This is a genomic window from Saccharomonospora sp. NB11 (genome assembly GCF_015910535.1).
GTDB lineage: Bacteria > Actinomycetota > Actinomycetes > Mycobacteriales > Pseudonocardiaceae > Saccharomonospora.
This window is the reverse complement of record NZ_JACBJG010000015.1, coordinates 25881-51322: the sequence shown is the minus strand read 5'-3', so window position 1 is coordinate 51322 and position 25442 is coordinate 25881. Positions and strand designations below refer to the sequence as shown.

Sequence of the window (25442 nt, the reverse complement as noted above, 5' to 3'; positions counted from 1 at the left end):
GCCGTCAGCCCGCCAGTGCCGCCGCCGCGCGCACCAGGACGTCGCGCACGCCCGCGCCGTGCCGGGCCGTGCTGATCCGCCCCGTCCACAGCGCCGCCGCCGCGATCCGCTGACTCGGCCGTCGCCGCGCCCTGTCGTAGTCGCGCAACGCAGCGGCGACGTCCTCGCTGCCGGACACCCCGGTCAGACACCGCGCGAGAGTCACCGCGTCGAGCAGCGCCTGGCAGGCGCCCTGCCCGAGGTCCGGAGTCATGGTGTGGGCGGCGTCGCCGACCAGCGCGGTGCGCGCGCCGACGTAGCGCGGCAACCGCGGGGCAAGACGGTGCAGGGGATGCCGCAGCAGACGCGCCGGGTCGGCCTGCCGCAGGAGCGAGGGCACCGGCTCGGGCCACCGGCCGAACCAGTCGAGCAGTACGGCGTGGTCGTCCCCGTCAGGACGGCGCTCTCGGGTCGGCAGCACGGCGTAGAAGTAGGTGCGCCCGCCCCGCAGCGGCGTGTAGCCGACCTTGGCGTCCCGACCCCACACCTCGCCCGCGGTGGACGTGGGCGCGTCGACCACGACCCGCCACGCCGTCGTCCCGGTCTCCCGTAGTCCGTATCGCACGCCGAGGAGACGACGTCGCACAGCGCTGCGGGCGCCGTCGGCGCCCACGAGCACGTCGGCGTCCGGCTCGACCGGCGCGGTCACCCCGAACCGCACCGTCGCCTCCGGCAGGGCCTCGAACAGCACCGACAACAGGTCCGGCCGCGCCACCACGTGAGGGACGTCGCCCACGCGGCGCCGGACGCGCTCGGGGTCGACCCGTGCGAGCACCCGCCCGTCGTCCCGCCGCAGCGTTCCCGGCGGTTGCGGGACGGCCAGACGCCGAAGTCGCTCGCCCAACCCCAGCGCGTCCAGAGCGCGAAGGACATCCGGCCACAGAAGCAGACCGGTACCGTCGCTGGACAACGCGGGGGCGCGCTCGGACACGCGCACCCGCCATCCCGCCTGTGTGAGCCCGACCGCCGTGGCCAGCCCGCCGATGCCGCCACCAACGACGTGTGCGTCCATACCCACCACGCTACTACTCCTGTAGTAATCCCACTACAGATGTAGTGTCTTAGGTGTGACCACCCGACGAAACCAGGTGCTGGACGCCGCGATCCGCGTCCTGGGCACCCGAGGCACGCGCCAACTCACCCATCGCGCCGTCGACGCCGAAGCCCGCCTCCCACAGGGCTCGACCTCGAACTACTTCCGCAACCGCGACGCCCTCGTGGCGGGTGTCCTCGACCGGCTCGTCACCCAGGACGAACAGGCGTGGGGACTGTTCTCGGCCGACCTGGCCAACCTCACGCTCACGCTCGACACCTTCACCGACGCGCTCGTGCAGTTCGTCGACGAACTCGCGGCCACGGCCCGCACCGCCACCCTCGCCCGCTACGCGATCTTCCTCGAAGCCGCACACCACGAGCACCTGCGCGAGCTGATCGAGACCCGACGACTCCGCCTCCAGGCCTGGGGCGCGCCATGGCTGCAACGGCTCGGATCACCGCGCCCGGAACACGACTTCGCCGCCCTACGGTCCCTACTGGACGGACTACTGCTGCACCAGTGCACCCAACCCTCGCCGGACTTCGACCCGAGCGTGCCGGTGCGCGCCCTGCTGGAGGGATTGAGCGCGCACTGGAACGCGGCGTGATCCCGCGCGACTCGCCGAGGTCGCCTCGGCCACGGAGTTGCCGTGGCCACATCGCTCCGGAGCACCGAGGCTGACGGCGTCGAGAACTACCCTGGTGCTGCCGCGACCGGCGGCGGATCATCGTCGCCGGGGCCGATCTCGCCCCCCCACCCGGACCACCCAACCGCCTTCGACCGACGAGGAGACCCCGTGCTCTTCCCCGCCCTGCACACCACCCCCGACGCGCCCGCCCTGCGATTCGGCGACCGTGGCCTGACCTACGGGCACCTCGCGCGCACGGCGGGCGCGCTGGCGCACCGCATCCGCGCAGGCGTCGGCGACCCGCCCCGGGTGGCGGTGTGGGCCACCCCCAGTCTGGAGACCGCGGTGGCCACCGTGGCGGCGCTGCTGGCGGGCGCCCCCGTCGTACCGATCAACCCGAAGATCGGCCACCGCGAACTGGAGCACATCGTCACCGACAGCGAACCCGGCCTCGTGCTCACCGCACCGGACGTGACACTGCCGTCCGGTCTCGCCGACGTCCCCCGCGTCGACGTCACCCTCGCCGACCAGGCCGCCCCACTCACGGACGAACCGGACGACACCACCCCGGCGTTCGTCGTCTACACCTCCGGCACCACCGGCGCACCCAAGGGCGTCGTCCTGCCCCGACGCGCGGTGGTGAGCACCCTCGACGCGCTCGAAGAGGCCTGGCAGTGGACCCGCGACGACGTCCTCGTGCACGCGCTGCCGCTGTTCCACGTCCACGGGCTGATCCTGGGCGTGCTCGGGCCGCTGCGTCGAGGCGGCAGCGTGCGGCACGTCGGCCGGTTCTCCCCCGCCGCGGTGGCGCGCGAGCTGAACGACGGGGCCACCATGATGTTCGGCGTCCCCACGATGTATCACCGCATCGCCGACGAGGTCACCGACGACCCCCGACTCGCGGCGGCGTTCGGCAGGGCGCGACTGCTGGTGTCGGGGTCGGCGGCGTTGCCCGTGCACGACCACGACCGCATCACGGCCGCCACGGGCCAGCAGGTCGTCGAACGCTACGGCATGACCGAGACGTTGATGAACACGAGCGTGCGCGCCGACGGACAGCGCCGCCCCGGGTCGGTCGGGCTGCCGCTGCGCGGGGTGGCGTTGCGGCTGGTCGACGACCACGGCACCCCGATCGACGCCTTCGACGGCGAGACCGTCGGCGAGATCGAAGTGCGCGGCCCGAACCTGTTCACCGAGTACCTCAACCGGCCGGACGCGACGGCGGAGGCGTTCCACGACGGGTGGTTCCGCACCGGCGACATGGCTGTCCGCGACCCCGACGGGTACGTGCGCATCGTGGGACGCAAAGCGACCGACCTGATCAAGAGCGGCGGCTACCGCATCGGCGCGGGCGAGATCGAGAACGCGCTGCTCGAACACCCCGGGGTCGCCGAGGTCGCGGTCACCGGCGAACCGGACGACGACCTCGGCGAACGCATCGTCGCCTGGGTGGTTCCCCACGGCACACCACCGGCAGCGGACGAACTGAGCGACCACGTCGCCCGCCTGCTCACCCCCCACAAACGCCCCCGCGTGGTGCGTTACCTCGACGCGCTGCCCCGCAACGACATGGGCAAGATCATGAAACGGGCACTGCGATGACCGACTCCGCACGCGCGTGGCTCACCGCGGTGACCGACCACTTCACCGAGTGGCGCCCGGACTCCGAACCCCCACCGGTCGACGACGGCCCGATCGACTGGCCCGGCTACGCCAGCAGCCGCGCCCGCGCGACGCACCGCAGTGGCGAGTCGGAGTCCGTGATCTGCGGGCGTGCGGTGATCTCCGGGGTCGACACCGTCCTCGTCACCTTCGAGTTCGGATTCCTCGGCGGCTCCATCGGCGAACACACCGGCACCCGGATCGCCCTGGCCTTCCAACGCGCCCGCGAACACCGACTGCCCGTGGTGTCGCTCGTCGCGACCGGCGGCAGCCGCATGCAGGAAGGCATGCGGGCGCTCGCCCAACTGCACGTGCTGGCACGCGAGGTCGCGGCCACCCGCGCGGCCGGGCTGCCCCACGTCGCCGTGCTGCGCGACCCCACCACCGGCGGCGGGTGGGCCACGCTCGGCGCGAGCGCCGACGTCGTCCTCGCCCTCCGGGGCGCCCAAATCGGGTTCGCCGGCTCCCGCGTCCGTCCCGCAGGCGACGACGCCGCCTACACCGCCGAAGCCCACTACGACACCGGGCAGGTCGACCGCCTCGTCGAACCCGGCGAACTGCGCGACGTCCTCGGCCGATGGCTGCGGCTGCTCACCACCCCCGCCACCCACGCCGAGCCACCACGCGCCCTCGGCCCCGACACCTCACCCGCCGTCACGGGCTGGGACTCCGTGCAACGAGCCCGCGCCGCACACCGTCCCCGCGCCGACGCCTACCTCGACGACTACTTCACATGGCGGGAACCGATCCGCGGCGACCGCGCAGGTGGTGTGGACGACGGCGTCGAATGCGGCTTCGGCCACCACGACCACGCCACCATCGCCTACGCCGCCCAACGCGGCACACCCACCCGACCCGCCGGTTTCCGCACCGCCGCCCGACTGGTCCGCACCGCCGACCGGCTCGGCATCCCCGTCCTGACCCTCGTGGACACCCCCGGCGCCGCCGCCGACAGCACCGCCGAACGCGCCGGTGTGGGACCCGCCATCGCGGACCTGTTCGACGCCGTCACCTCCGCCCACGTGCCCGTCACCAGCGCCCTGATCGGCGAAGGCGGCTCCGGTGGCGCCCTGGCCTTCACCGCACCCGACCACCTGTGGGTTACGCCCGACAGTTACTTCTCCGTCACGTCCCCCGAAGCCGCCGCGGCAATACTGAAACGGTCGGCAGGTGAGATCCCGGACACCGCCGACGCGCTGCGGTTACGCCCCGCCGACGTGGTCGCACTCGGCATCGCGCGTTCTGTTCTGCGTCACTGAAGCGACGACGAACGGGCTACCGCTGCGTACACTCCGCTGATTGATCATCGACGACCCACAGTGAGGAGTGGGCGCATGGACGCGCTGATGGAATCCATCGGCGAGGTGAACGACGTCTTCTGGACCTACCTCGTCATCCCGTTACTGGTGCTGCTCGGGCTGTACTTCACCGCGCGCACGGCGGGGGTGCAGTTCCGGATGCTGCCGCAGATGTTCCGCGACTTGAAGGGAGCCCCGGAGAAGGCGCAGGACGGCAAACGCGCCATCTCGTCCTTCCAGGCGTTCTCGATCTCCGCGGCGGCCCGCATCGGCACCGGCAACGTGGCGGGCGTGGCGATCGCCATCGCCGTCGGCGGCCCCGGGGCAGTGTTCTGGATGTGGCTGATGGCCATCGTCGTCAGCTCGCTGTCGTTCGCGGAATCCGTGCTCGCGCAGTTGTTCAAGGTGCGTGACCGCGCCGGATACCGCGGCGGCCCCGCCTACTACATGCAGCACGGGCTGAACGCGCGCTGGATGGGTGTGCTGTTCGCCGTGGTCATCATCTTCACCTTCAGCTTCAGCTTCAACATGGTGCAGGCCAACAGCATCACCGAGGTGATCTCCAACTCGGTCACCACGATCACCGGCGCCGACGAGCCCGCCGGGTGGCTCGCCCCCGTCATCGGCTTCGCGCTGGTCGCGCTCGTGGCCGCCGTCGTGTTCGGCGGCGCCCGCCGCATCGCCCACGTCGCCCAACTCGCCGTGCCGATCATGGCACTGATTTACCTGCTCGTCGGGCTCGTCGTGGTGGGCATGAACCTCGACAAGGTGCCCGGAGTCTTCGCCGACATCGTCGGCTCGGCGTTCGGCTTCGAACAGGTCGGCGGCGCCGCCATCGGCACCGCCCTCATGCAGGGCATCCGACGCGGACTGTTCTCCAACGAAGCCGGCATGGGCTCCGCCCCCAACGCGGGCGCGAGCGCGGCCGTCAGCCACCCCGTCAAGCAAGGCCTCGCCCAGACCCTCGGCGTCTACTTCGACACGCTGATCGTCTGCTCGATCACCGCGTTCGTCATCCTCGTCTCCGACCCCGTCTACGGCGAGGACGTCGGCGCGGCGATGACCCAGACCGCGTTGCAGACCAACCTCGGCTCCTGGGCCCTGCACCTGCTGACGCTGATCGTCTTCCTGCTCGCCTTCACGTCCGTGCTGGGCAACTTCTTCTACGGCGAGGCGAACCTGCGGTTCCTCAACGACGACGAACGACTCGTGCCGCTGTTCCGCCTCGCGGTGCTCGGCGTGCTGTTCCTCGGCGCCGTCAGCTCCCTGGAAGTGGTGTGGGGCATCGCCGACGTCACCATGGGCGTCATGGCCGTGGTGAACCTGCTCGCTGTCGCCCCGCTCGGCGCGCTGGTCGTGCGGTTGCTGCGCGACTACCAGCAGCAACGCCGCGCCGGTCTGGACCCCGTGTTCCGCCGCGAAAGCATGCCCGACGTGCGCGGTATCCAGTGCTGGGACGAGCCCGCGGAGCGGACCACCGAAACCGCGTGAGCCACCCGCTCGGTGGGGCGGACGGTCAGTCCTTCGTCCGCCCCACCGGGGTCACGTCCGGCAGACCGTGCCGCGCCACCCGCCGCTTCGCGATCTCGTAGGTCGCCCCGTGCACCGCGACGAGCGCGAGCGTGGCGATCAACCCCGCGTACGCCGTGCCGCTGTCGAACGCCAACGAACAGAAGATCGCCACCAGCACGGCCAGACAACACCAGTCGGTGTAGGGGGAGCCGGGCATCCGGAAGTCCACCGGCTCGATCGCACCCGACCGCACCCGGGCCCGGAACCGCAGGTGCGACACGAAGATCCCCATCCACGCCAACAGGATGCCCACCGACGCCGCATCCAACGCCAGGAAGAACACCGATCCGGCGTCGGCGAACAGAATGAGCACCACCCCGATCAGATACAGCAGGCTCGTGAACGCCAACGCCCCCGTCGGCACACCCCGTCGGTCGATCGCCACGGTGAGCTTCGGCGCCGACCCGTGCGCGGCGAGATTCCGCAGCAGCCGCAACGTCGCGTAGAGGGCGGCGTTCACCCCGGACAACGACGCGCTGAGCACCACCAGGTTCATGATCCCGCCCAGATACGGGACCCCGAGACTCGACAACGCCGTCACGAACGGCGACTCGTCGCCGCTGTAGCGGTCGGTGGGCAGCAACATCGACAGCACCAGCACCGACCCGACGTAGAACAGCCCGAGCCGGAACACCACACCCCGCACGGCCTTGGGCATCGACCTCGCGGCGTCCTTCGCCTCACCGGCCGCCGTGGCGGTCACCTCCACCGCCGAGAACGAGAACACCACGGCCTGCATCACCAGGATCACCGGCCACACCCCGTGCGGCAGGAACCCGCCCTCCCACAGGTTCGCCACACTCGCATCGGGCGCGCCGTCCCCACCGAACAACACCACGAGCACCCCGGTGACCAGGAACAACACGATCGCGATCACCTTGATCGCCGCCGCCGTGCTCTCGATGAACCCGAACGCCCGCACCGTCAACACGTTCGTGCCGAACACCAGACACAACGCCACCAGCGGCGACAACCACGCGGGCGCGTCCGGGAACCAGTACCGCGTGTAGACACCCACGGCCGAGATCTCCGCGATGCCGACCAACACCGCCACGGTCACGTAAATCCAACCGATCAGGTGCGCGAACCTCGGCCCCACGAACTCCCGCGCGTAGGACACGAACCCACCCGTCGCAGGCCGATACACCGTCATCTCACCGAGGGCCCGCATCAACAGATACACGAGCGCGCCGACCACCAGGTACGACACGATCAACCCCGGACCGACCGAACTGAGCTGCTCACCGAGCCCGAGGAACAGCCCCACCCCGACCGCGCCACCGAAGGCGATCATCTGAAGCTGCAGGTGAGACAAGGCTCTCCGGTACCCGACCTCGCCCCGCTCCTCGTAGGCGGTGGCCGTCGGCTCCCCATCGGGCGCGGCGGAATCGGTATTCGCGGTCATGTCGCCGCTCCTTCCCCGTGTGCTCGCTCATGATCGCGGCGGGCCGCCACATCATAGGGAAAAGATCGAAAATCGGTTGCGGCGGCCGCCTCCACCGGCGACCGTCGACACATGCGTGTCTTCTGCACGACGCAACGCATGGTGCTGCGCCGGTTCACCCCCGCCGACGCCGACGCGCTCGCCGCCCTCCACGGCGACGCCGAGGTCATGCGGTTCATCGACAACGGCAGACCCGTCCCCGCCGACGTGGTCCGCGAGGACACCCTGCCTGCGCTGATCGCCGACTACACCCGCTTCGACGGCCTCGGCGTGTTCGCCGCCGAGACCCGCACCGACGGCACCTTCCTCGGCTGGTTCGAATTCCGCCCTCACGACCCCGCGAACCTCGACGACGTCGAACTCGGGTACCGCCTCCACCGCGCCCACTGGGGACGGGGACTGGCCACCGAAGGCTCCCGCGCGCTGCTCCGGAAGGGCTTCACCGAACTCGGCATCCGCCGCGTGTGGGCGACCACGATGACCGTCAACCACGCCTCCCGCCGCGTCCTGGAGAAGGCCGGCCTGCGGTACGTGCGCACCTTCTTCGAGGACTGGCCCGAACCGATTCCCGGCTCCGAACACGGCGACGTCGAGTACGAGCTGCTCCGCCAGGAGTGGCAGGACCGAGCAGCCTTGGATGTCAGCGGCGACCAGAACACGTCCACCGCGTGAGGACGGCGCGGTTCGCGGCGAACACCACATCGTCCTCCACCGTGACGTCCCCGAGCACGAGAAGGGTGCCGCCACCCACCACGGGCAGCGGCCCCCTTCGACACCACGGCACGCGTCACCGCACGACGTCGACCGTCACTTCACACCACCCGACGTCAACCCCGCCACGATCCGCCGCTGGAACAACAGCACCGCGATCACCAACGGCAACGTCGCGATCACCCCGGCCGCCATCCGCGTGCCGAACGGACTGTCGTGCATCGCCTCGCCCACGAACTGCGAGATCCGCACCGTGACCGGCTGCATCGCAGGATCGTTCACCATGGTCAACGCGATGATGAACTCGTTCCACGCCACCACGAACACGATGATCGCCGTGGTGAACACACCGGGCACCGCGATCGGCAGGATCACCTTCCGGAACGCCTGACCGGCCGTGCACCCGTCCACCCGCGCCGCTTCCTCCAACTCGTACGGCAACTGACGGAAGAACGCCGTCAGATACCAGATCGCGAGCGGCAACGCGAACGACAGATTCGGCACGATCATCGACTGATACGTGTTGATCCACCCGATGTCGGTGAACAACTTCAGCAACGGCACCAACAGCGAGATCCCGGGGAACATCGACGTCGCGATGACCACCGCCAACACCGCGTTCTTGAACCGGAACTCCAACCGCGCCAACGCATACGCGGCCAACGTCGCCACCGCGACCGTCACCACCGTCGTCACGCCCGCCACCAGCAGACTGTTCAGCAGCGCACGCCCGAAGTCGTTCTCACCGCTGAACACCGCCTCGTAGTTCTCCCACGACCACGGCGACGGCAGCGGCGACGTGTCGAAGATGTCGCTCGTGCGCCGGAAACTCGACACCACCATCCAGTAGAACGGCGCGAGACAGTACACGACGATGATCGCGATCCCCACGTACGGGGCCAGCCGACGCACCACACCACCGGCCGCTGGGCCCGATCGGGTCGTGCTCATCGCGACACCTCCGACGTCTTGCGCGCCCGACGCTCACCGAGCACGTCGGCGCCGAGCAACTTCACGAACACGAACGCGACCACGGCGATGTAGCAGAACAACAACACCGCGTACGCCGCCGCAGGCCCATACCGCACCTGGTTCGCCTCGTCCCACGCCAACATCGACAGCGTCTCCACCGACGCCTTCTGTGCACCCACCAACACGAACGGCAGGTCGAACATCCGCAACGCGTCGAGCAACCGGAACAACACCGCCACCAGCAGCGCGGGCTTCACCAACGGCAACGTCACCCGCCAGAACTGCTGCCAACCGCTCGCCCCGTCGAGCCGCGCCGCCTCGTAGACGTCGTTCGGAATCAACTGCAACCCGGCCAACACCAGCAGCCCCACGAACGGAGCCGTCTTCCACGTGTCCGCGATGATCACTGCGAGCTGAGACGGCCACCCGTCCGCCGTCCACAACAACTCGGTGCCCAGCACCGCGTTGGCCACCCCGTCGGCCTGGAAGATCCACTGCCACAGCAGACCCGCCACCGCCGTCGGAATCGCCCACGGCACCAGGATCGCCGCCCGCACCAACGCCCGACCGCGCATCGCCCGATGCATCACGAGCGCCATCACGACCCCGAGCACCACCTCCGCCGCCACGGTCGTCACCGTGAACAACGTCGTGTTGCCGAAGGCATTCCAGAACCGCTCACCGGAGAACGCAGCGAGGTAGTTGTCCGCTCCCACGAACCGGTCGCCCGTGACGATGAACCCCGACTCGTCGACCTCGTCCCCACTGCGGAACACCGACTCCCGCACCGCGGACAGCAGCGGATACCCCACCACCAACCCCAGCACGAGCGCCGTCGGGGACAGCAACAGCGCTGCCCTACGCGCCTCTGACCGTGCCATGGACGTCAGGACCCCTGAGTGAGCTCGGCCAGCTCCCGCTGCATCGCCGACAACGCGTCCTCCACCGACGACTCACCCTTCAACGCGGCGTAGACGTGGTTCTGGATCACGACACTCGCGTCGCCGTACCGGATGATCGACGGCCGCTCCTGGGCCCGCTCGATACCTTCCTGCAGCACCGTCAGATACGGGTACTGCTCCTGCAAACCCGCGTCCTCGTAGACGTCGGTGCGCGTCATCGGATAGGCCGAACCCTTCGCGTGCTCCAACTGCACGTCCAGACTCGTCAGGTACGCGATGAAGTCCCGCGCCGTGGCCTGCTTCGTCGAGAACGACGACACCGCCAGGTTGTTCCCACCCAGCGCCGACACACCCGGCTCGTTCTGCCCCGGGATCACCGTCACCCCGAACTTGCCCGCGACCTTCGACGAACCGTCCTCGGCCGTCGCCAAGTTGTAGATGTAGGCCCAGTTGCGGTGGAACACCAACCGACCCTGCTGGAAGGCCCGACGACCCTCCTCCTCCTTGTACGTGATGGCGTCCGCAGGAATGTTGCCCTCCCGGAACCCGTCGACGAGGAACGACAACCCCTCCTTCGCCTCCGGCGTGTCGACCGTCGGGTTGCCCTCGGCGTCGAACACCTGACCACCCGCCGAGGCCACCGCCTCCAGGAAGTTCACCGTCAGACCCTCGTACTTGTCGTGCTGACCCGAGTAGCACGACATGCCCTCACCCTCCGGCGTGGCCAGGACCTTCTCGCAGATCTCCCACATCTGCTCCCACGTCGTCGGCGGCTCGGCGTCCACCTTCTCCAGCAGATCCTCCCGGAAGTACAACATCGCCGCCCCGGTGAAGTGCGGAATCGAGTACAACGAGTCCCGATACCGCGAGCTCTCCAACACCTTCGGGAAGAACCCGTCAACGGCGAACTGCTCCTCCGGCAACTCGGTGATCCACCGACGCGCCGCGAACTCCGCATTCCACGGAAGGTCGATCGTGATGACGTCGTAGGCGTCCGACTGCGTCTGCGCCTGCTGCACCAACTTCTGCCGCTGGCTGTCCGCGCCCTCCGGCAGATCGACGAGCGTCACCTTCTCGTCCGGGTGCTCCTCGTTCCACTTCTCGACCAGTTCCGGCACCGTGCCCGTGCCGTCCTTGATCGTGGCGAACGTGATCGGCCCACGCCCGTTCGGGTCACCCTGGGACTGCTCACCGCCGCCCGAACCACACGCCGTCGCCACCAACACACCGGCCACCGCCATCGCGAGCCGCGCGACCGTCGACTTTCTCATCACTTTTCCTCCGAGTGGATCACTGGGGATGCTGAAGACCCTGCTGGAGAACCGCTCCAGTCGGACAACTCCAAGACCGTTCCCGAACGCCGGGCATGCTCCGCCGCCCACACCAATCGGTGCGTCGCGAGACTCTCCCGCCCGCTCGACAGAATGTGCCCGGCATCGCCGGTCGCCACCGCCTCGACGAACGCGTCGACCAGACCCTGGTCACCCCCACCGTGACCGTCGTCGGCCGTGGCACCCCCACCGGCGTCGACCTCGATCACCTCGGTGCTCCCGTCCACGAAGTCGTGCACCGTGATCGACCGACCGTCCCCCTCGATCTGACCCCGCGTCCCGAAGATCCGGGTCTTGCGGAAGTCCAACGGCGTGAACGCCGTCATCGTGAACGACGCGGTGACCCCACCGCTGTACTCCAGGTTCACCACCTGGTGATCCACGACGTCGTTGTCGCACGCGTACACACACCGCCCGTACGGGCCCTCCCGCAACGCGGTGAGCACGCCTTCCTCGCTGCGGTCCTCCGTGATCGCCGACAGCGGCCACAACCGATCCGGCTCCGACACCAACGGCAGATAGATCCTCGGCGCCGAGTACGGACACGTCGACTCCACCGCACAGTCCAGGCACCGGTCCGCAGCACCCTCCGGCCTGCGCTCCGGACGGAACTCGTACAACCCACCGAACGACGACACCCGCTCCGCGGGCCTGCCGATCACGTGCGTCAACCAGTCCAGGTCGTGACACGACTTCGCCATCAACATGAACGTCGACGTGTCCTCACGACGCCAGTTGCCCCGCACGTACGAGTGCGCCTGGTGCCACCAGCCGACCGGCTCCAGGTGCTCGATGCTGACGATGTCGCCGATCCGACCCGCGTCGACGAGGGACTTCAACCGCCGCGAGTACGGCATGTACCGCAACACGTGACACACCGCCAGGAACACCCCGGCCTCCTCGGCCGCGGCCACGATGCGCTCGCAGTCGGCCTCCGAGGTCGCCATCGGCTTCTCCAACAGCAGGTGATAGCCCTTCCGCGCCAACGCCACCGCGGGCTCCACGTGGTCGGCGTCCTGCGTCGCGATCACCGCGACGTCGGCGAGCCGAGGGCGGTCGAGCAACGCCCGCCAGTCGTCGAAGACGGCGTCGTCGGGGATGTCGTGGGCAGTGGCGAGAGTCGTTCGGGCATGCGGGCGCGGTTCCGCGACGGCGACCACCGACGCCTTGCCCGTCGCCGCAGCACACGCGGCGTAGGTCTGTCCTCGCACACCCGCGCCCACCACGGCGAAGGTGACCGGCGTTGTCACACGGCCTCCACACAGTTAATAACGAAAGTTGTTTTAATTAATGAGGCATGGTCTACGATCATCGACGTCCGGTCAAGGGAGAGTGTGTGTCGACTTCGCATCCCCAGGGCGGCGGCCAGTCGCTCCTGCGGTTGATCAACTCCGTGGCGGTGCTGACCGCACTGCGCAAGTCCGGCCCCGCCACCATCACCGAACTCACCCGCGCCACCCGACTCTCCCGCCCCACCGTCGAAGCCGCCGTCGACGACCTCGTCGAGCAGGGCTGGGCCGCCGAACACGAGTCACGCGAGCAGCACCGCGTCGGCCGCCCCGCCCGACGCTTCGTCTTCCGCGGCGACAGCGGCTACGTCCTCGGCTTCGACGTCGGCGCCCACCGAGTCCTCGGCGTCCTCGCCGACCTCAACGGCGACACGGTCCACACCACCGAGACCCACGTCGACCCCCAGCTCGACCCCGACGCCCGACTGGCCGTGCTCCGCGAGGTGGGCACCCGCTGCCTCACCGCCGCCCGCGTCGACCGCGCGAGCCTCATGGCCGTGGCCGTCGGCTGCCCCGGCATCATCGCCGCCGACGGCACCGTCACCGTGTCCACGGTGATCTCCGGCTGGGTCGACTTCCCGCTCGCCCGTCGACTGGCTCGCTCGTTCCCCTGTCCGGTACTGGTCGACAACGACGCCAATCTCGCCGCACTCGCCGAACGCACCCACGGAGTCGCCCGCGACGTCGACGACCTCGTCTACCTGCTGATCGGTCGCCGCATCGGCGCGGGACTCGTACTCGGCGGACGCATCCATCGGGGCTTCGGCGGCGCTGCCGGTGAGATCGGCCTGCTCGACTTCCCGACCTGGGAGCAGTCCCGCACTCTGTTGATGGGACCCGCGACCGGCGATCCCGGCAACGGACACCGGGCCACCAGCCAACTGCTCGACCGTGCCCGAGCCGGCGAGACCGACGCCGTGCGCATCGTCGACGAGTTCTGCGCAGTCCTGGCCCGCCAGGCCGTGGCGATGACGCTCACCGTGGACCCGCAGCTCATCGTGCTCGGCGGCGGACTCGCCAGCGCCGAGGACCTGATCCTGCCACGACTCGAACGGCACATCAGCGAGGTGTGCGTGCGCACCCCGGACCTCGCCGCCTCCACGGTGGGTCAGGAGGCCGTCGTGCTCGGGGCCGTCCGCCTCGCCCTCGATGCCGCAGACGAAGCTTTGGAACAACAGGCCAAAGCAGGTGTGGCCGCCCGCGCCTGAGGACACCCATCAAGATCAACAGCCTGAGCCTTGGACCTCGTCGCTGTTGTTGTGAAGGTGACGCGGGTTGTTCGAGCGACGAGGTTCAAGGTTGCCTGCACAAAGCCCAGGCGTATAGGTCGTTATACAGTTTCATCAGTGAGTCGGGTTCACCGCGTCAGCCTCGCTCGTTCCCTCGGCAGCCGTTCGCCCCCCCCCGCTGAGGTCGGCCGCGTCAGCCTTCCCGACCGGCGCCTGAGCCATCGGACACCCGACGCCCTCATCGTTCGAGTGCCGACCTCGCCCATCGCCCGGTGTTCGCCGCCGCCTCGTAGGTGTGCTGCAGGAAGTCGAGCACCAGCGCGTCGGGATCGCGAGCGCTGCGCACCTCCGCGTACGGCAGCACGAACTCCCCCAGCTCCTCGTCGTAACGAGCGGCGGGCGGACCGGGAGGCTGCCGCCGATAGTCGTCGGGTTCGGGATACGCGTAGGAGTAGACGAACCCCTCGCCGTCACCGCCCGGCCAGTACCCGCAACTGCTCACCTCGTGCGAGTACGCCTCGTGCATGACGTGAGGGCCGCAGTGCGGCGCACCGTCGGGATGCGGCGGCGCGGGCCGACCCGAGAACCGCGTGGTCGCGAGGTCCAACGCACCCCAGAACAGGTGCACGGGGCTCGACTTCCCCACGAACCGTGCCCGGAACTCGGTGAAGACCCGCTCCAGCTCAACCAGCACGCGGAAGAACGTGGTCGCGGCCTCGGGATCGTAGTCCGCGTGGACCGTGTCGACGTCGAACGGGATCGCGTCGGGCAGCTCGACGGGCATCGGCCAGATGTCGGTGTGCAGGCCGAGGGAGTCGAGTGCCTCGGACAGCTCGGTGTAGAACTGGGCCACCGACTTCGGCGCGAGGTCGAGCCCCCGCGTCTCCCCCTGCGTCGTGAGCACCTCCAGCCGGTGGCCGATGAGATCGACGTCGACGGCGAAACTGCGCCCCGCCCCTGCCGGAATCAGGGACGTCGTCAACCCGCGAGCCGTGAGGTAGAGCGGCGCGTTCCACCAATGGTTGACCAGCGGCGTCCGGGCGATGCGAACCTTGCCGACGACCTGCAACCACAACGTCAACGTGTCGCGGGTCGGTTTCCACCACTCCACCGGAAGCGCCGGCCACGAGGACTGCACGGACTCACCTCACGGAATGCGACGGCGCCGGCGCGGCGGAGTCCACCTCGAACAGCAACTCGTCGACGAAGCACCACCACCAGTCCTCCCCCGGCTCGAACGAGCGCACCACGGGATGATCGGGGTGGCTCCGCCAGTGGGCCGTCGCGTGGCGCTTCGGGGAACTGTCACAGCACCCGACGTGCCCGCACGACATGCAGATCCGCAGGTGAACCCAAGTTTCCCCGGTCCGGAGGCACTCCTCGCACCCGTCGGCCGACGGCTCGACATCGCGCACCCGGTCGAGGTGTCCGCAGGGACCGTCCATGCTCGTCTCCCCCGTCTCGGCGTTCCCCATTCGGCTACCCGACCCACGATCGGGTATGCGGGGCGTGGGACTCAGACCTCCGTGCGGTTGCGGGAGGCTTCGAGCGCCCGCGACAGCGTCTCCGTGTCGTGGGGACCGACGTGTCGCTGCGACCCGACGAAGAAGGTGGGCGTGCTGACCGCCCCGCTCGCCTCCGCACTCACCAGGTCCTCCCGCACCACGGCGGCCGTCGCCTCCGACTCCAGATCACGCAGGAACGTCTCGACGTCGAGTCCGAGTTCCGAGGCGTAGCCGACGACGTCCTCGTACTCCAGCTCGTCCTGGTGCTCGAAGAGCAGGTCGTGCATCTCCCAGAACCGGCCCTGCCGCTGCGCGGCCACCGCCGCCCGGGCCGCGAACTCGGCGTGCGGGTGGACGTCCGACAACGGCAGATGCCGGAACACGTACCGCAGGTTCGGGCCGAACTTCGCCCGCAGCTCTCGCGTCACGCCCGTGGCCCGCGAACAGAACGGACACTCGAAATCGCCGTACTCGACCAGGGTCAGCGGCGCGTCGGCGTCACCACGGATGTTGTCGCGGTCCGCGTCCACCGGTGGATCGAGCCGCCGCGGCAGGTCCGCGTCGGTGCGCCCACCGAACCGCACCGCGAGCCGGAACACCGTCCACCCCAACGTCGTCGCGAGCACCGCCGCCAGCAGCACCCCGACGATCGCCTCGTCACGCATCACCGGGTCGGAGAAGGCCAACCGGGCGATCAGCAGCGACACCGTGAACCCGATCCCCGACAGCGCAGCGCCGCCGAAGACGTGCCCATAGCCGACGCCGCGCGGCAGCCGGCCGACACCGAATCTCACGCCCAGCACCGTGCTCAGACTGATTCCCACGAACTTGCCGAGCACCAGCGCGATGACCACCGACCACGTGATCCGGGAGGTCAACGCCTGGCCGAGCACCCCGTTCCGTAGATCGATGCCCGCATTGGCCAGGGCGAACAACGGCACGACGAGATAGCTCGCCCACGGATGGACGGCGGCTTGCAACCGCTCGTTCACCGAGATCGCCCGATCCAAGCCGTCGCGGGCCGTGCGCCCCACCTCCACGTGCGGCGACTGCCGGAACGCGCGGAACCGGCGTGCGGCCTGCTCCACGTCCTCGCGCATGGGATTACGGGCTCCCACGAGCAGGCCGCCGAGCATCCCGGCGATCGCGGCGTGCAGGCCCGACCCCACCGTGCACAACCAGAGCCCGATCACAGCGACGACGTAGGGACTCGCACGCCAGACACCCAGCCGACCGAGCATCCACAGCACCCCGCCGAACCCGAGCGCGGCGACCAGTGCGACGAAGTCGATCGAATCCGAGTAGAAGATGCCGATCACGCTGACGGCCATGATGTCGTCGATCACGGTCAGCGTGAGCAGGAAGACGCGGAGTTGGGTCGAGAAACGTGGTCCCACCACGGCGAGCGCACCCAGCAGGAACGCCGTGTCGGTCCCGATCACGACACCCCACCCGTGCTGGGCGGGGCCCGAGGGCGCCAACACCAGGTAGAGCGCCATCGGCACCACGAGGCCCCCGACCGCGGCGACCACCGCGATCGCGGCCCGCCCTCGGTGGGTGAGCTCCCCGACGGAGAACTCCCGACGCACCTCCAACCCCACCGAGAAGAAGAACAACGCCATCAGGCCGTCGACGACCCAGTGTTCAAGGTCCATCGACAGGTGCCAGCCCGCCAGCGACACGGACAGCTCGGTGTGCCAGACGGCGTCGTACGAGGAGGACCACGGCGAGTTCGCCCACAGCAGCGCCACGAGCGTCGCCGTGAGGAGCAGCGCCGCACTGGCCGCCTCGGTACTGAGGAAGCGGCGCGCCGGCACCGACATCTGACCCGGCACCGTCCGCCGGGTACCGCGATTCCTGCGAAGGAAGTCGACGACCATCGTCCCGTCAGTCCGTCACCGTGCTCGCGGGAGGCTGGTACTCCAGGTCCTGATACTCCGGGTGCCGTTCGAGCCACGAGCGGACGAACGGGCAGAGCACCAGTACCTGTCCACCTCGGCCGCGCACCTCGTCCAGGGCCGATCGGACCAACGTCCCCCCGACTCCCCGACCCTCCAGCGCGGGGTCGACCTTCGTGTGCGTCACGACGAGCACGTCGTTCATCCGCTCGTAAGCCACGATGCCGAGGACCGTCCCGTCGCGCCGGGCCTCGAAGCGTCGCCGTTCGGGCACGTCGGTCACCTGCACGGCCATCTCTCGCGCTCCCCTCGACGCACCCGGCTCGCCGAGACGGCGAGCCCGAAGGTCCTCGCGAATCGAGCCTACGCACGTCACGGGTGTCCGGCAGGCCGTCGCCGCCTCCGCTGCGACGCGGCGAACCTGCGGGCAGGCGGACAGCGCCGCACACTGAAGGCATGGACAGCGGGACTTCGCAGCGAACAGCCGGTGTCCCTCACACCGGCACGGAGAACGCCGAGGCGATGCGCAAAGCCGCCGAGCACAGTTCCCGTCGTGTCACCGTCCCCTTCCTCGGCACCTTGGAGTTGCCGCCCACCGACGAACTCGCGTATCTCGCCGGTGTCGTGACGCTCGGGGTGGCGGGGGTCGTGGACTGGCCGGTCGTGGCCGTGCTCGTCACCGGCCACGTGCTCGCCCACAACCGTCACGTGATCTTCCTCCGGGACTTCGGCCGAGCGCTCGAACGCGCCTGAGTCGCCTCGTCCTCACGCGAGCCTCGGGTCGTTCCGGTCGCGAACACCGCGACGGCCACGACGGGAGCGGCCATGAGCACTCCACGCACCGCCGGGCAGTTGCTGCGGTCCCGCGGTTACCTGGCCGCACTCGCCGTGTCGGGGCTGCTCGGCGTCCCCGTCGCACTCCTCGCGTACGGGTTCCTGCAGCTCGCGTCGTACGCGCAGCGGTGGGTGTTCGAGGAGCTGCCGTCCGCGCTCGGCCTCGGGTCCGAGCCGGTGTGGTGGCCCGTGCCGATGGTGACCGTCGGCGGGCTCGTCGTCGGGCTCGTCGTGCGTCACCTTCCCGGCGACGGCGGCGAGTCCGGAGTGGACGGTGTTCGGGCGGGCGGTCCACCCGCGGCCCGACACCTGCCCGGTATCGCGCTCGCGGCGCTGGGCACTCTCGCGTTCGGCGCGGTGTTGGGCCCCGAGGCTCCGTTGATCGCGCTCGGGGGAGGACTCGCGGCACTCGCGGTCCGCGCGCTGCGACGCGACGCCCCCGAGCAGGCCGTCGCGCTGATCGGCGCCGCGGGCAGTTTCGCCGCGATCAGCACGCTGCTCGGCTCGCCCCTGCTCGGCGCGTTCCTGCTGCTGGAGGTCGCCGGTGCCGCGGGCACGGCCGCGGGACGGACGTCGGTGCTGCTCGTCCCCGGCCTGCTGGCCTCCGGCCTGGGCGCGCTCATCTTCCTCGGGCTCGACTCGGTCACCGGCCTGGCGAAGCCCTCACTCGTGGTCCCCGACCTACCGCCGGTGCGGGAGTTGACCCTCGCCCAGTTCGGGTGGGCGATCGTGATCGGTGTGGCGGCGGCGCTGCTGGGCACCGCGCTCCGTCGCCTCGCGCGTCCGGTGGCGCGGTGGACGCGGCATCACGTCGTCGTGGCCACGGCAGTGGCCGGTCTGAAGGTCGGACTGCTGGCCTGCCTCTACGCGCTGCTCACCTCGAAGGGCACCCGTGACGTGTTGTTCTCCGGTCAGGAGGCACTGGGGCCGTTGCTGGCCCACGGCGCCGAGTACTCGGCCGGCAGTCTGCTGTTGTTGCTGGGCTGCAAGGGACTCGCCTACGGCGTGTCGCTCGGCGCGTTCCGCGGCGGGCCGGTGTTTCCGGCGATGTTCCTGGGCGCCGTCGGAGGTCTGGCGCTGTCGCACCTGCCCGGGCTCGACGCCGTCCCGGCCGCCGCGATGGGGATCGGCGCGCTGTGCGTGACCATGCTGGGGTTACCACTGGTGTCGGTGTTGCTCGCGACGCTGCTGCTGCTCTCCAGCGGTCTGGCGACGATGCCGCTGGTGATCGTGTCGGTCGTGGTGGCCTACGTGCTCAGGGCGTGGCTGTCACCCGCGACGGACGACCCGGCCGCCGACACGCCGCGGCCCTAACCGCTCACCTCGGCGGTCTCGACGTAGCGACGCATGTCCTCCACGCTGAGGTAGGCGTCGAGTTCCTCCAGATCCCGCAGCATCGGCGGTTGGTCGGCGAGGAAGCCCGTACGCACGTAGTCGTCGCCCGCTGTGGCGTTCAACAGCCAGTTCGTCATCACCCTGGCTCGCGCGACGCCCGTGTGCAGCGCCAACATGTGGTATCCCCGCGTGACGGCCTGCGCGGGCCATCCCTTCAGTGGCACGCCCAGCGGGTTCGCCACGGCGTCCGCGCCACCCAGGTCCACGACGAGCCCCATGTCCCGGTGCCGGTACGGCTGCATCGGATGTCCCCGCAGGGCCGCGACGAGGTTGCGGGCGACCGCCTTCCCCTGCCGCTGCGCATGTTGCGCCGTCGGCGGGCAGACGGCGTCGTCGCCCTTGGTGACGTCGGGCACCGCGGCGGCGTCGCCGATGGCGAACACCCCCGGTCGTCCTGGCACGTCCATGGTTTCGTTGACCTTGACCCGCCCCCGCACGGTGTCCACGTCGAGCGTGCCGATCAACGGACTCGGCTGCACTCCGGCGGTCCAGACAAGGGTGTGGCAGGGCAGGACCCGGCCGTCGGTGAGCGTCACGGTGTCGGAGTCGACCTCGGCCACGGACACGCCGAGCGAGACGTCGATCCCTCGTTGCCGCAACATCTCCGTCGCGGCCCGGCCCAGGTCCTCGCCGAGCTCGGGCATCAACCGGGGCGCGATGTCCACGAGGTGCCAGTTGATGGCGCGAGAGTCGAGACCCGGGTACCGATCCACGGCCGCGGCCGTCAGCCGGTGCAACGCCGCCGCCGTCTCCGTGCCGGAATAGCCGCCGCCCACGACGACGAACCGCAGCCGCGCCTCCTTCTTCTTGTCCTTGGGCGCGGCCGCCGCGATGTCGAGCTGACCGATCACGTGGTCACGCAGATAGGCCGCCTCCGCCAGCGTCTTCATCCCGCGCGCGTGTTCGGTGAGCCCGGGGATGTCGAACGTGCGTGTCACACTGCCCGGCGCGAGCACCAGGTAGTCGTACGGTTCGACCCGCATGCGCCCGGAAATGCCGCGCACCACGCACACCTTCGCGTCGAGGTCCACCCCGAGGGCCAGGCCGGGAGCGATGCGCGTGCGGCGGAACACCCTGCGCAGCGACACCGCGACCGACTGCGGGGTGAGCATCCCCGACGCCACCTGCGGCAGCAACGGCAGGTAGAGCTGGTAGTTGCGGGGCGCCACCACCGTGATCGAGGCTTCGTCCGGCGCCAGCAACCGCTCCAGCAGGCGCACGCACTCCACCCCGGCGAACCCTCCACCGATCACCAGAATCCGCGGTGGCTCCATGGCTTCCTCCTGGTGCGCTCGGGAAGGCGACCACGCGGGACACCAGCTTGCCTGGCGAGCGACTACCACCACGGCCACGGTGGGAAACCCGGCGACGACCCAGCGGCCACGGAGCCCGAACCGGCCCGCCGCGCCGGGCGTTCGCGCTACGGGACGATCAGGTCGGCTTCCCGGATGTCGGTGATCGCCATGCGGCCCGGCGCGTGCGCGATGGCGAACTCGGGGCGCGACTCCATGACCATGGCCTGGGGTGTCACCCCGCAGGCCCAGAACACGGGCACGTCGCCGTCGTGCAGGATCGGCGGCTCACCCCAGTCCGGCGTGTCCAGGTCGTCGATGCCGATCACGCGGGGGTCGCCGACATGCACCGGCGCGCCGTGCACGGCGGGATACCGGGAACAGATGCGCACGGCGTCGGGAACCCGACTCGCCGGGACGCCCCGCAAGGACACGACCATCGAGGACGAGAACGCACCGGCGGGTTCGCAGGCGATCGACGTCCGGTACATCGGCACCGTCCTGCCCGCCGTGGTGTGACGCATCTCGATCCCGGCGTCCGTCAACGCCCGCTCGAAGCTGAAGGAACAGCCGAACAGGAACGCGACCAGGTCGTCTCGCCACAGATCGGTGACCTCGGTCGTCTCGGCGACCAGCTCACCCCTCTCGTACACGCGGTAGGCGGGCAGGTCCGTGGTGATGTCGCCACGGAATCGCGCGCTGCTGCGCGCACCGGGGTCGAACACGTCCAGCAGCGGGCACGGCTTCGGATTCCGCTGGGCGAACAGCATCAGGTCGAACGCCTGCTCGCGCGGAACGGCCAACAGGTTGGCCTGCGCCCAGCCGTCGCACCACCCCGACGTCGTGCCGGTGTAGCCGTCACGCAGCGTGCGGCGGGCCTGCTCCGGGGTCAGCGAGCGCCACGACTCCACGGTCATCCCCATTCCCTTCTCCGACGAGCACCTGGGCGGGGGCCAGGGTAGGTGGGACGCACGCGGACGCGGCGACGCGGTCCGCGATCAGCGGGCGCGACCGCGCAACACCCCCGCGAGCGCGACCACCAGCAGTCCGGCGAGGGGGACGACACACAGGCCGGTTCGCAGCGTCGTCGCGTCGGCCACGAGACCGACGAGCGGCGGCGAGACGAGGAACCCGACCCGCATGAGCCACGAGACGAGCGTCAGACCGAATCCGGGTTTCAGCCCGGGCAGTTCGTCGGCCTCGTGCATGGCCGCGGGCACCAGCGTGGCCACGCCCAGTCCGGCCGCCGCGAACCCGGCGACCGTGCCGGGAACGGTCGGGAACGCCAACGCCGTTCCCATGCCGAGCGCGGCGATCGCCCCTCCGGCTCGGGCCACCGCTCGTTGACCGAACCGGTTGACGAGCCGGTCGCCGAGCAGTCTTCCCACGAACTGGGCTCCGACGAGCGCGACGTAACCGGAGGCCGCCACCGTCGCCGGCGCGTGCAGCGCGTCGGAGAGGTAGAGAGCGGCCCACGAGTTGCCCGCGTCCTCCACGAGGGTCCCCGCCATGGCGATGAGGACCAACGCGGCGAGCAGCACGCTCGGACGCAGTCCTCGTTCCACGCCGGGCTCTCGGGTCGGGCGGACACTCGGGTGGTCGGCACCGGAGTCGGTGTCGCGGCCGGGCAGGCAGAACCGCAACGCCCCGCAGGCGACGGCAGCGAAGAGCACCACGGCGAACGCCAGATGACGGCCGAGCGGCACTTCGAGCGCGATCGCTCCCGCGGCCATCGCACCACCGGTGACCGCCCCGACCGACCAGACGGCGTGGAAGGAGTTGATGATCGACCGTCCGTAGCGCCGTTGCACCCGCAGCGCATGCGCGTTCTGGCCGACGTCGGTGATCGCGTCCATCGCGCCCGCCAGGAACAACGCCCCGGCGAACAGCTCCACGGAACCCGCCACGCTCGCCACGAGGATCCCCGCTCCGGTCAACAGGGTTCCGCCCACCGCCACCGGAGCCGAGCCCCAGCGGCGGACGAGCACCCCGGCCGCGAGCCCCGCGACGACGGCCCCGGCGGGAAACGCGGCGACGGCCAGCCCGTACGCCGTGTTCCCGATGTCGAGGCTCGCCTTGATCTCCGGGAACCGTGGCAGGAGGTTGGCGAAGAGGGCTCCGTTGGTGAAGAAGAGAACGGCCACGGCGACACGGGCTCGCCGCTCGGCAACCGTGGGGGAATGCCGCACGCCAGTGGTCATGCTCGCCACCCTACGCATTCGGCACCCGACCGCCTGCCCTCCGTGGTCGCCCGGGCTCGGGCCGACGAGGGACCTAAGCCCCGCTTCGACCGCCCTCGTGGCGGGAATTCCGTCGCTGTCTCGGGTGGCGAGGGGGTGAACACGTGGAAGCGTCGGAGATCATGTCGAGGCCGGTCGTCACGACGACGGCCGACGCGTCGTTGCTGGACGCGGTGGTGAAGCTGACCGAGGGGAACTTCGCCGGTCTTCCCGTGGTCGACGGCGACGGGCGGGTCGTCGGCATGCTCACCGAGGTGGACGCCCTCCGCGCGGCGGAGGGAATGCGTCGAACCACGGCGGCCCCCGCACGCACGGTCGGTGAGGTGATGACCCGCGCCGTGGACGTCGTATCGCCGCGCACCAAGGTCGACGACATCGCCCGCCACATGCTCACCGACCGCGTCCGGAGCCTGCCCGTGGTGGAGGGCGGGGTGCTCGTCGGCATCGTGAGCCGCCGGGACGTGTTGCGACCGCTCGTGCGACCGGACGACGTCGTCGCCTCGCACGCACAGGAACTTCTCGACGCCTACAGCGGCAGCGAGCGGCGGTGGACCGCCGAGGTCCACGACCGGGTGGCCGTCGTCCGCGGCGAGTTCGTCGACACCGCCGAGCGCGACGTGGTGACCAGCCTCGTGCGCACGGTGCCGGGCGTCCGCGACGTGCAGGTCGAGAGCTGAGCACCGGAGGACACACCATGCCGACCGAACCTCGAGCGAGCATTCTCATCCGCGACGCACGCATCTTCGACGGCATCCACGACGAGGTCCGGACCGGGCACGTGCGGATCGAGGGCCGCACGATCGCACACGTCGGTTCGGGCGAACCCGCGTCGACCGACGCCGACGTGGTGATCGACGCGGGTGGCCGGACCCTCATCCCCGGTCTCAGCGACGCCCACGCCCACGTCATGCTGATCGGGGCGACCTCCACCGCGCTGCTCGCGGCAGGGACCGGGTTCAGCTACCTCACGGGCGCCGCCCAAGCGCAGGCGATGCTGATGCGCGGGTTCACCACCATCCGCGACATGGCGGGGGACACGAGCGACCTGAAACGACTGATCGACGCGGGTGTGCTGCCGGGGCCGCGGATCTATCCGAGCCAGGCCGGCATCTCGCAGACCGCCGGACACGGCGACTTCAGCATGGTCTACGACCGGCCCACACTGCTCGGCGGAACCCAGGCCCGCGCCGAGGAACTCGGGGCCATGCGGGTCGCGAACGGGCGCGAGCAGGTGCTCGCCGCGGTCCGGGAACAGTTGAAACGCGGTGCGTCGCAGATCAAGTTGATGGCGGGCGGCGGTGTCGCGTCGACCTACGACCCGTTGGACGTCCTCCAGTTCACCCCCGACGAGATGCGTGCCGCGGTGGAGGCGGCCGGCGACTGGGGCACCTACGTGTGCGTGCACGTCTACACGGGTGCGGGCATCCGACGGGCGGTCGACGCCGGAGTCGCGGTGATCGAGCACGGGCAGCTCGCGACCGAGGACGACATCAAGCACATGGCCGACCACGGCGTCTGGCTGAGCACCCAACCGTTCGTCGAGGACGACCACGACTACGCCAACCCGGCGTCGGCGGAGAAGAACCGCCGGGTGTGCGCGGGGGTGCGGCAGACGTTCGAGTGGGCGCTGACGCACGGCGTGAAGGTCGCGTTCGGGACCGACCTGTTGTTGGACCCGAGCAAGAGCGACAGACAGAGCGAGATGCTCACCCGGATGGCCACGCTCTGCGGCAGCTCGCTGGCGGGTCTGAAGATCGCCACCTCCGGCAACGCCGAGCTGTTCCGGCTGTCGGGCCAACGTGATCCGTACCAAGCACCTGACAGCAGTGACGACGACAGCGCAGACACCGACACTCCCCATCGCAACCACCTCGGCGTGATCGCCGAGGGCGCGTGGGCCGATGTGTTGTTGGTCGAAGGCGACCCGACGCGGGACCTGAGCCTGCTCGGCGACCCCCACACCAACCTGCGCGTGATCATCAAGGACGGCCGGGTCTACAAGAACACCCTGCCGACCTGACTCCCGGGCGTGTCATCGCCCCACGCGCGCGTGTCCGCCCCCTGCGCACGCGTGTCGGCACCCTGCGCACGCATGTCGGCGCCCTGCGCACGCATGTCGGCGTCCTGTGCGCACGTCATGCGGTCTCCTGCACGCTTCTTGCCGT

Annotated in this window: 23 protein-coding genes; 10 read left to right on the top strand and 13 right to left on the bottom strand. The window is 70.0% G+C overall.

From position 1 onward, the window contains the following. Positions 1-4 precede the first annotated feature (4 nt). Positions 5-1051, bottom strand: coding sequence for an FAD-dependent monooxygenase (locus JAV51_RS19075; protein WP_197322124.1), 1047 nt, complete (start codon positions 1049-1051; stop codon positions 5-7). A gap of 55 nt (positions 1052-1106) precedes the next feature. Between JAV51_RS19075 and JAV51_RS19070 the strand changes: the two genes are divergently transcribed. The 4 genes from JAV51_RS19070 (at position 1107) to JAV51_RS19055 (ending at position 6154) form a co-directional block, all read left to right on the top strand. After that, complete coding sequence (locus JAV51_RS19070) at positions 1107-1682, top strand: TetR/AcrR family transcriptional regulator (RefSeq protein ID WP_197322123.1); 576 nt, start codon at positions 1107-1109, stop codon at positions 1680-1682. Between the two features lie 189 nt (positions 1683-1871). Next, entirely contained in the window at positions 1872-3305 is a 1434-nt protein-coding gene (locus tag JAV51_RS19065; protein WP_197322122.1) for an acyl-CoA synthetase, read from the top strand. Continuing rightward, entirely contained in the window at positions 3302-4624 is a 1323-nt protein-coding gene (locus JAV51_RS19060; RefSeq protein WP_197322121.1) for a carboxyl transferase domain-containing protein, read from the top strand. Before JAV51_RS19065 ends, JAV51_RS19060 begins: the two co-directional genes overlap by 4 nt. A gap of 75 nt (positions 4625-4699) precedes the next feature. Then, entirely contained in the window at positions 4700-6154 is a 1455-nt protein-coding gene (locus JAV51_RS19055; RefSeq protein ID WP_197322120.1) for a sodium:alanine symporter family protein, read from the top strand. Between the two features lie 25 nt (positions 6155-6179). Here the strand turns inward: JAV51_RS19055 and JAV51_RS19050 are convergent, their stop codons facing one another. After that, a complete protein-coding gene (locus JAV51_RS19050; RefSeq protein WP_197322119.1) occupies positions 6180-7640 on the bottom strand; it encodes an amino acid permease in 1461 nt (486 codons plus the stop codon). Between the two features lie 111 nt (positions 7641-7751). Here JAV51_RS19050 and JAV51_RS19045 point away from each other — a divergent pair, with 111 nt between their 5' ends. After that, entirely contained in the window at positions 7752-8351 is a 600-nt protein-coding gene (locus JAV51_RS19045; protein ID WP_197322118.1) for a GNAT family N-acetyltransferase, read from the top strand. Positions 8352-8486: 135 nt separating this feature from the next. Here the strand turns inward: JAV51_RS19045 and JAV51_RS19040 are convergent, their stop codons facing one another. From JAV51_RS19040 to JAV51_RS19025, 4 genes are read right to left on the bottom strand one after another with little or no spacing between them, the layout of a single operon-like run. Further along, the gene (locus JAV51_RS19040) at positions 8487-9341 is read right to left on the bottom strand and encodes a carbohydrate ABC transporter permease (RefSeq protein ID WP_197322117.1); all 855 of its coding nucleotides are present in this window, start codon (positions 9339-9341) and stop codon (positions 8487-8489) included. After that, positions 9338-10243: a carbohydrate ABC transporter permease gene (locus tag JAV51_RS19035; RefSeq protein ID WP_197322116.1), complete on the bottom strand. Its 906-nt coding sequence runs from the start codon at positions 10241-10243 to the stop codon at positions 9338-9340. The genes JAV51_RS19040 and JAV51_RS19035 overlap by 4 nt, the downstream gene beginning before the upstream one ends. 5 nt (positions 10244-10248) lie before the next feature. Beyond that, complete coding sequence (locus tag JAV51_RS19030) at positions 10249-11535, bottom strand: ABC transporter substrate-binding protein (RefSeq protein WP_197322115.1); 1287 nt, start codon at positions 11533-11535, stop codon at positions 10249-10251. Then, positions 11535-12845 (bottom strand): Gfo/Idh/MocA family protein, encoded by a 1311-nt coding sequence (locus tag JAV51_RS19025; RefSeq protein ID WP_197322114.1) that lies wholly within the window; start codon positions 12843-12845, stop codon positions 11535-11537. The genes JAV51_RS19030 and JAV51_RS19025 overlap by 1 nt, the downstream gene beginning before the upstream one ends. Positions 12846-12931: 86 nt before the next feature. On the opposite strand from JAV51_RS19025, the gene JAV51_RS19020 reads away from it, so the two are divergent. Further along, entirely contained in the window at positions 12932-14092 is a 1161-nt protein-coding gene (locus JAV51_RS19020) for an ROK family transcriptional regulator (protein ID WP_307845934.1), read from the top strand. Positions 14093-14351: 259 nt separating this feature from the next. Here the strand turns inward: JAV51_RS19020 and JAV51_RS19015 are convergent, their stop codons facing one another. From JAV51_RS19015 to JAV51_RS19000, 4 genes are all read right to left on the bottom strand, one after another. After that, positions 14352-15251, bottom strand: a complete 900-nt coding sequence (locus tag JAV51_RS19015) for a DUF5996 family protein (RefSeq protein ID WP_197322112.1) — start codon at positions 15249-15251, stop codon at positions 14352-14354. Positions 15252-15255: 4 nt separating this feature from the next. Further along, positions 15256-15558, bottom strand: coding sequence for a UBP-type zinc finger domain-containing protein (locus JAV51_RS19010; RefSeq protein WP_197322111.1), 303 nt, complete (start codon positions 15556-15558; stop codon positions 15256-15258). 71 nt (positions 15559-15629) lie between these two features. Then, a complete protein-coding gene (nhaA, locus tag JAV51_RS19005; protein WP_197322110.1) occupies positions 15630-17441 on the bottom strand; it encodes a Na+/H+ antiporter NhaA in 1812 nt (603 codons plus the stop codon). Positions 17442-17505: 64 nt separating this feature from the next. Further along, a complete protein-coding gene (locus JAV51_RS19000) occupies positions 17506-17811 on the bottom strand; it encodes a GNAT family N-acetyltransferase (RefSeq protein ID WP_197322109.1) in 306 nt (101 codons plus the stop codon). A 161-nt stretch (positions 17812-17972) separates the two neighbouring features. On the opposite strand from JAV51_RS19000, the gene JAV51_RS18995 reads away from it, so the two are divergent. Both JAV51_RS18995 and JAV51_RS18990 read left to right on the top strand, forming a co-directional pair. Then, positions 17973-18269, top strand: coding sequence for a hypothetical protein (locus JAV51_RS18995; RefSeq protein WP_197322108.1), 297 nt, complete (start codon positions 17973-17975; stop codon positions 18267-18269). A gap of 72 nt (positions 18270-18341) precedes the next feature. Then, positions 18342-19664 (top strand): chloride channel protein, encoded by a 1323-nt coding sequence (locus JAV51_RS18990; protein WP_231642682.1) that lies wholly within the window; start codon positions 18342-18344, stop codon positions 19662-19664. On the opposite strand, the gene JAV51_RS18985 is transcribed toward JAV51_RS18990, so the two are convergent. From JAV51_RS18985 to JAV51_RS18975, 3 genes are all read right to left on the bottom strand, one after another. After that, the gene (locus tag JAV51_RS18985; RefSeq protein ID WP_197322107.1) at positions 19661-21019 is read right to left on the bottom strand and encodes an NAD(P)/FAD-dependent oxidoreductase; all 1359 of its coding nucleotides are present in this window, start codon (positions 21017-21019) and stop codon (positions 19661-19663) included. The genes JAV51_RS18990 and JAV51_RS18985 overlap by 4 nt on opposite strands. A gap of 146 nt (positions 21020-21165) precedes the next feature. After that, on the bottom strand, positions 21166-21954 hold the full coding sequence (locus JAV51_RS18980) for a putative hydro-lyase (RefSeq protein WP_197322106.1): 789 nt from the start codon (positions 21952-21954) through the stop codon (positions 21166-21168). A gap of 81 nt (positions 21955-22035) precedes the next feature. Continuing rightward, positions 22036-23238: an MFS transporter gene (locus JAV51_RS18975; protein WP_197322105.1), complete on the bottom strand. Its 1203-nt coding sequence runs from the start codon at positions 23236-23238 to the stop codon at positions 22036-22038. Between the two features lie 143 nt (positions 23239-23381). Here JAV51_RS18975 and JAV51_RS18970 point away from each other — a divergent pair, with 143 nt between their 5' ends. Both JAV51_RS18970 and JAV51_RS18965 read left to right on the top strand, forming a co-directional pair. Continuing rightward, the gene (locus JAV51_RS18970) at positions 23382-23954 is read left to right on the top strand and encodes a CBS domain-containing protein (protein ID WP_197322104.1); all 573 of its coding nucleotides are present in this window, start codon (positions 23382-23384) and stop codon (positions 23952-23954) included. Between the two features lie 17 nt (positions 23955-23971). Further along, the gene (locus JAV51_RS18965; protein WP_197322103.1) at positions 23972-25297 is read left to right on the top strand and encodes an amidohydrolase family protein; all 1326 of its coding nucleotides are present in this window, start codon (positions 23972-23974) and stop codon (positions 25295-25297) included. Positions 25298-25442: the final 145 nt, after the last annotated feature.

Coding starts and splice junctions, on each gene's coding strand:
- JAV51_RS19075 (WP_197322124.1), bottom strand. CDS start 1,051: ATGGACGCACACGTCGTTGGTGGCGGCATCGGCGGGCTGGCCACGGCG.
- JAV51_RS19060 (WP_197322121.1), top strand. CDS start 3,302: ATGACCGACTCCGCACGCGCGTGGCTCACCGCGGTGACCGACCACTTC.
- JAV51_RS19055 (WP_197322120.1), top strand. CDS start 4,700: ATGGACGCGCTGATGGAATCCATCGGCGAGGTGAACGACGTCTTCTGG.
- JAV51_RS19050 (WP_197322119.1), bottom strand. CDS start 7,640: ATGACCGCGAATACCGATTCCGCCGCGCCCGATGGGGAGCCGACGGCC.
- JAV51_RS19045 (WP_197322118.1), top strand. CDS start 7,752: ATGCGTGTCTTCTGCACGACGCAACGCATGGTGCTGCGCCGGTTCACC.
- JAV51_RS19040 (WP_197322117.1), bottom strand. CDS start 9,341: ATGAGCACGACCCGATCGGGCCCAGCGGCCGGTGGTGTGGTGCGTCGG.
- JAV51_RS19035 (WP_197322116.1), bottom strand. CDS start 10,243: ATGGCACGGTCAGAGGCGCGTAGGGCAGCGCTGTTGCTGTCCCCGACG.
- JAV51_RS19030 (WP_197322115.1), bottom strand. CDS start 11,535: ATGAGAAAGTCGACGGTCGCGCGGCTCGCGATGGCGGTGGCCGGTGTG.
- JAV51_RS19010 (WP_197322111.1), bottom strand. CDS start 15,558: ATGGACGGTCCCTGCGGACACCTCGACCGGGTGCGCGATGTCGAGCCG.
- nhaA (WP_197322110.1), bottom strand. CDS start 17,441: ATGTCGGTGCCGGCGCGCCGCTTCCTCAGTACCGAGGCGGCCAGTGCG.
- JAV51_RS19000 (WP_197322109.1), bottom strand. CDS start 17,811: ATGGCCGTGCAGGTGACCGACGTGCCCGAACGGCGACGCTTCGAGGCC.
- JAV51_RS18995 (WP_197322108.1), top strand. CDS start 17,973: ATGGACAGCGGGACTTCGCAGCGAACAGCCGGTGTCCCTCACACCGGC.
- JAV51_RS18990 (WP_231642682.1), top strand. CDS start 18,342: ATGAGCACTCCACGCACCGCCGGGCAGTTGCTGCGGTCCCGCGGTTAC.
- JAV51_RS18985 (WP_197322107.1), bottom strand. CDS start 21,019: ATGGAGCCACCGCGGATTCTGGTGATCGGTGGAGGGTTCGCCGGGGTG.
- JAV51_RS18980 (WP_197322106.1), bottom strand. CDS start 21,954: ATGACCGTGGAGTCGTGGCGCTCGCTGACCCCGGAGCAGGCCCGCCGC.
- JAV51_RS18975 (WP_197322105.1), bottom strand. CDS start 23,238: ATGACCACTGGCGTGCGGCATTCCCCCACGGTTGCCGAGCGGCGAGCC.
- JAV51_RS18965 (WP_197322103.1), top strand. CDS start 23,972: ATGCCGACCGAACCTCGAGCGAGCATTCTCATCCGCGACGCACGCATC.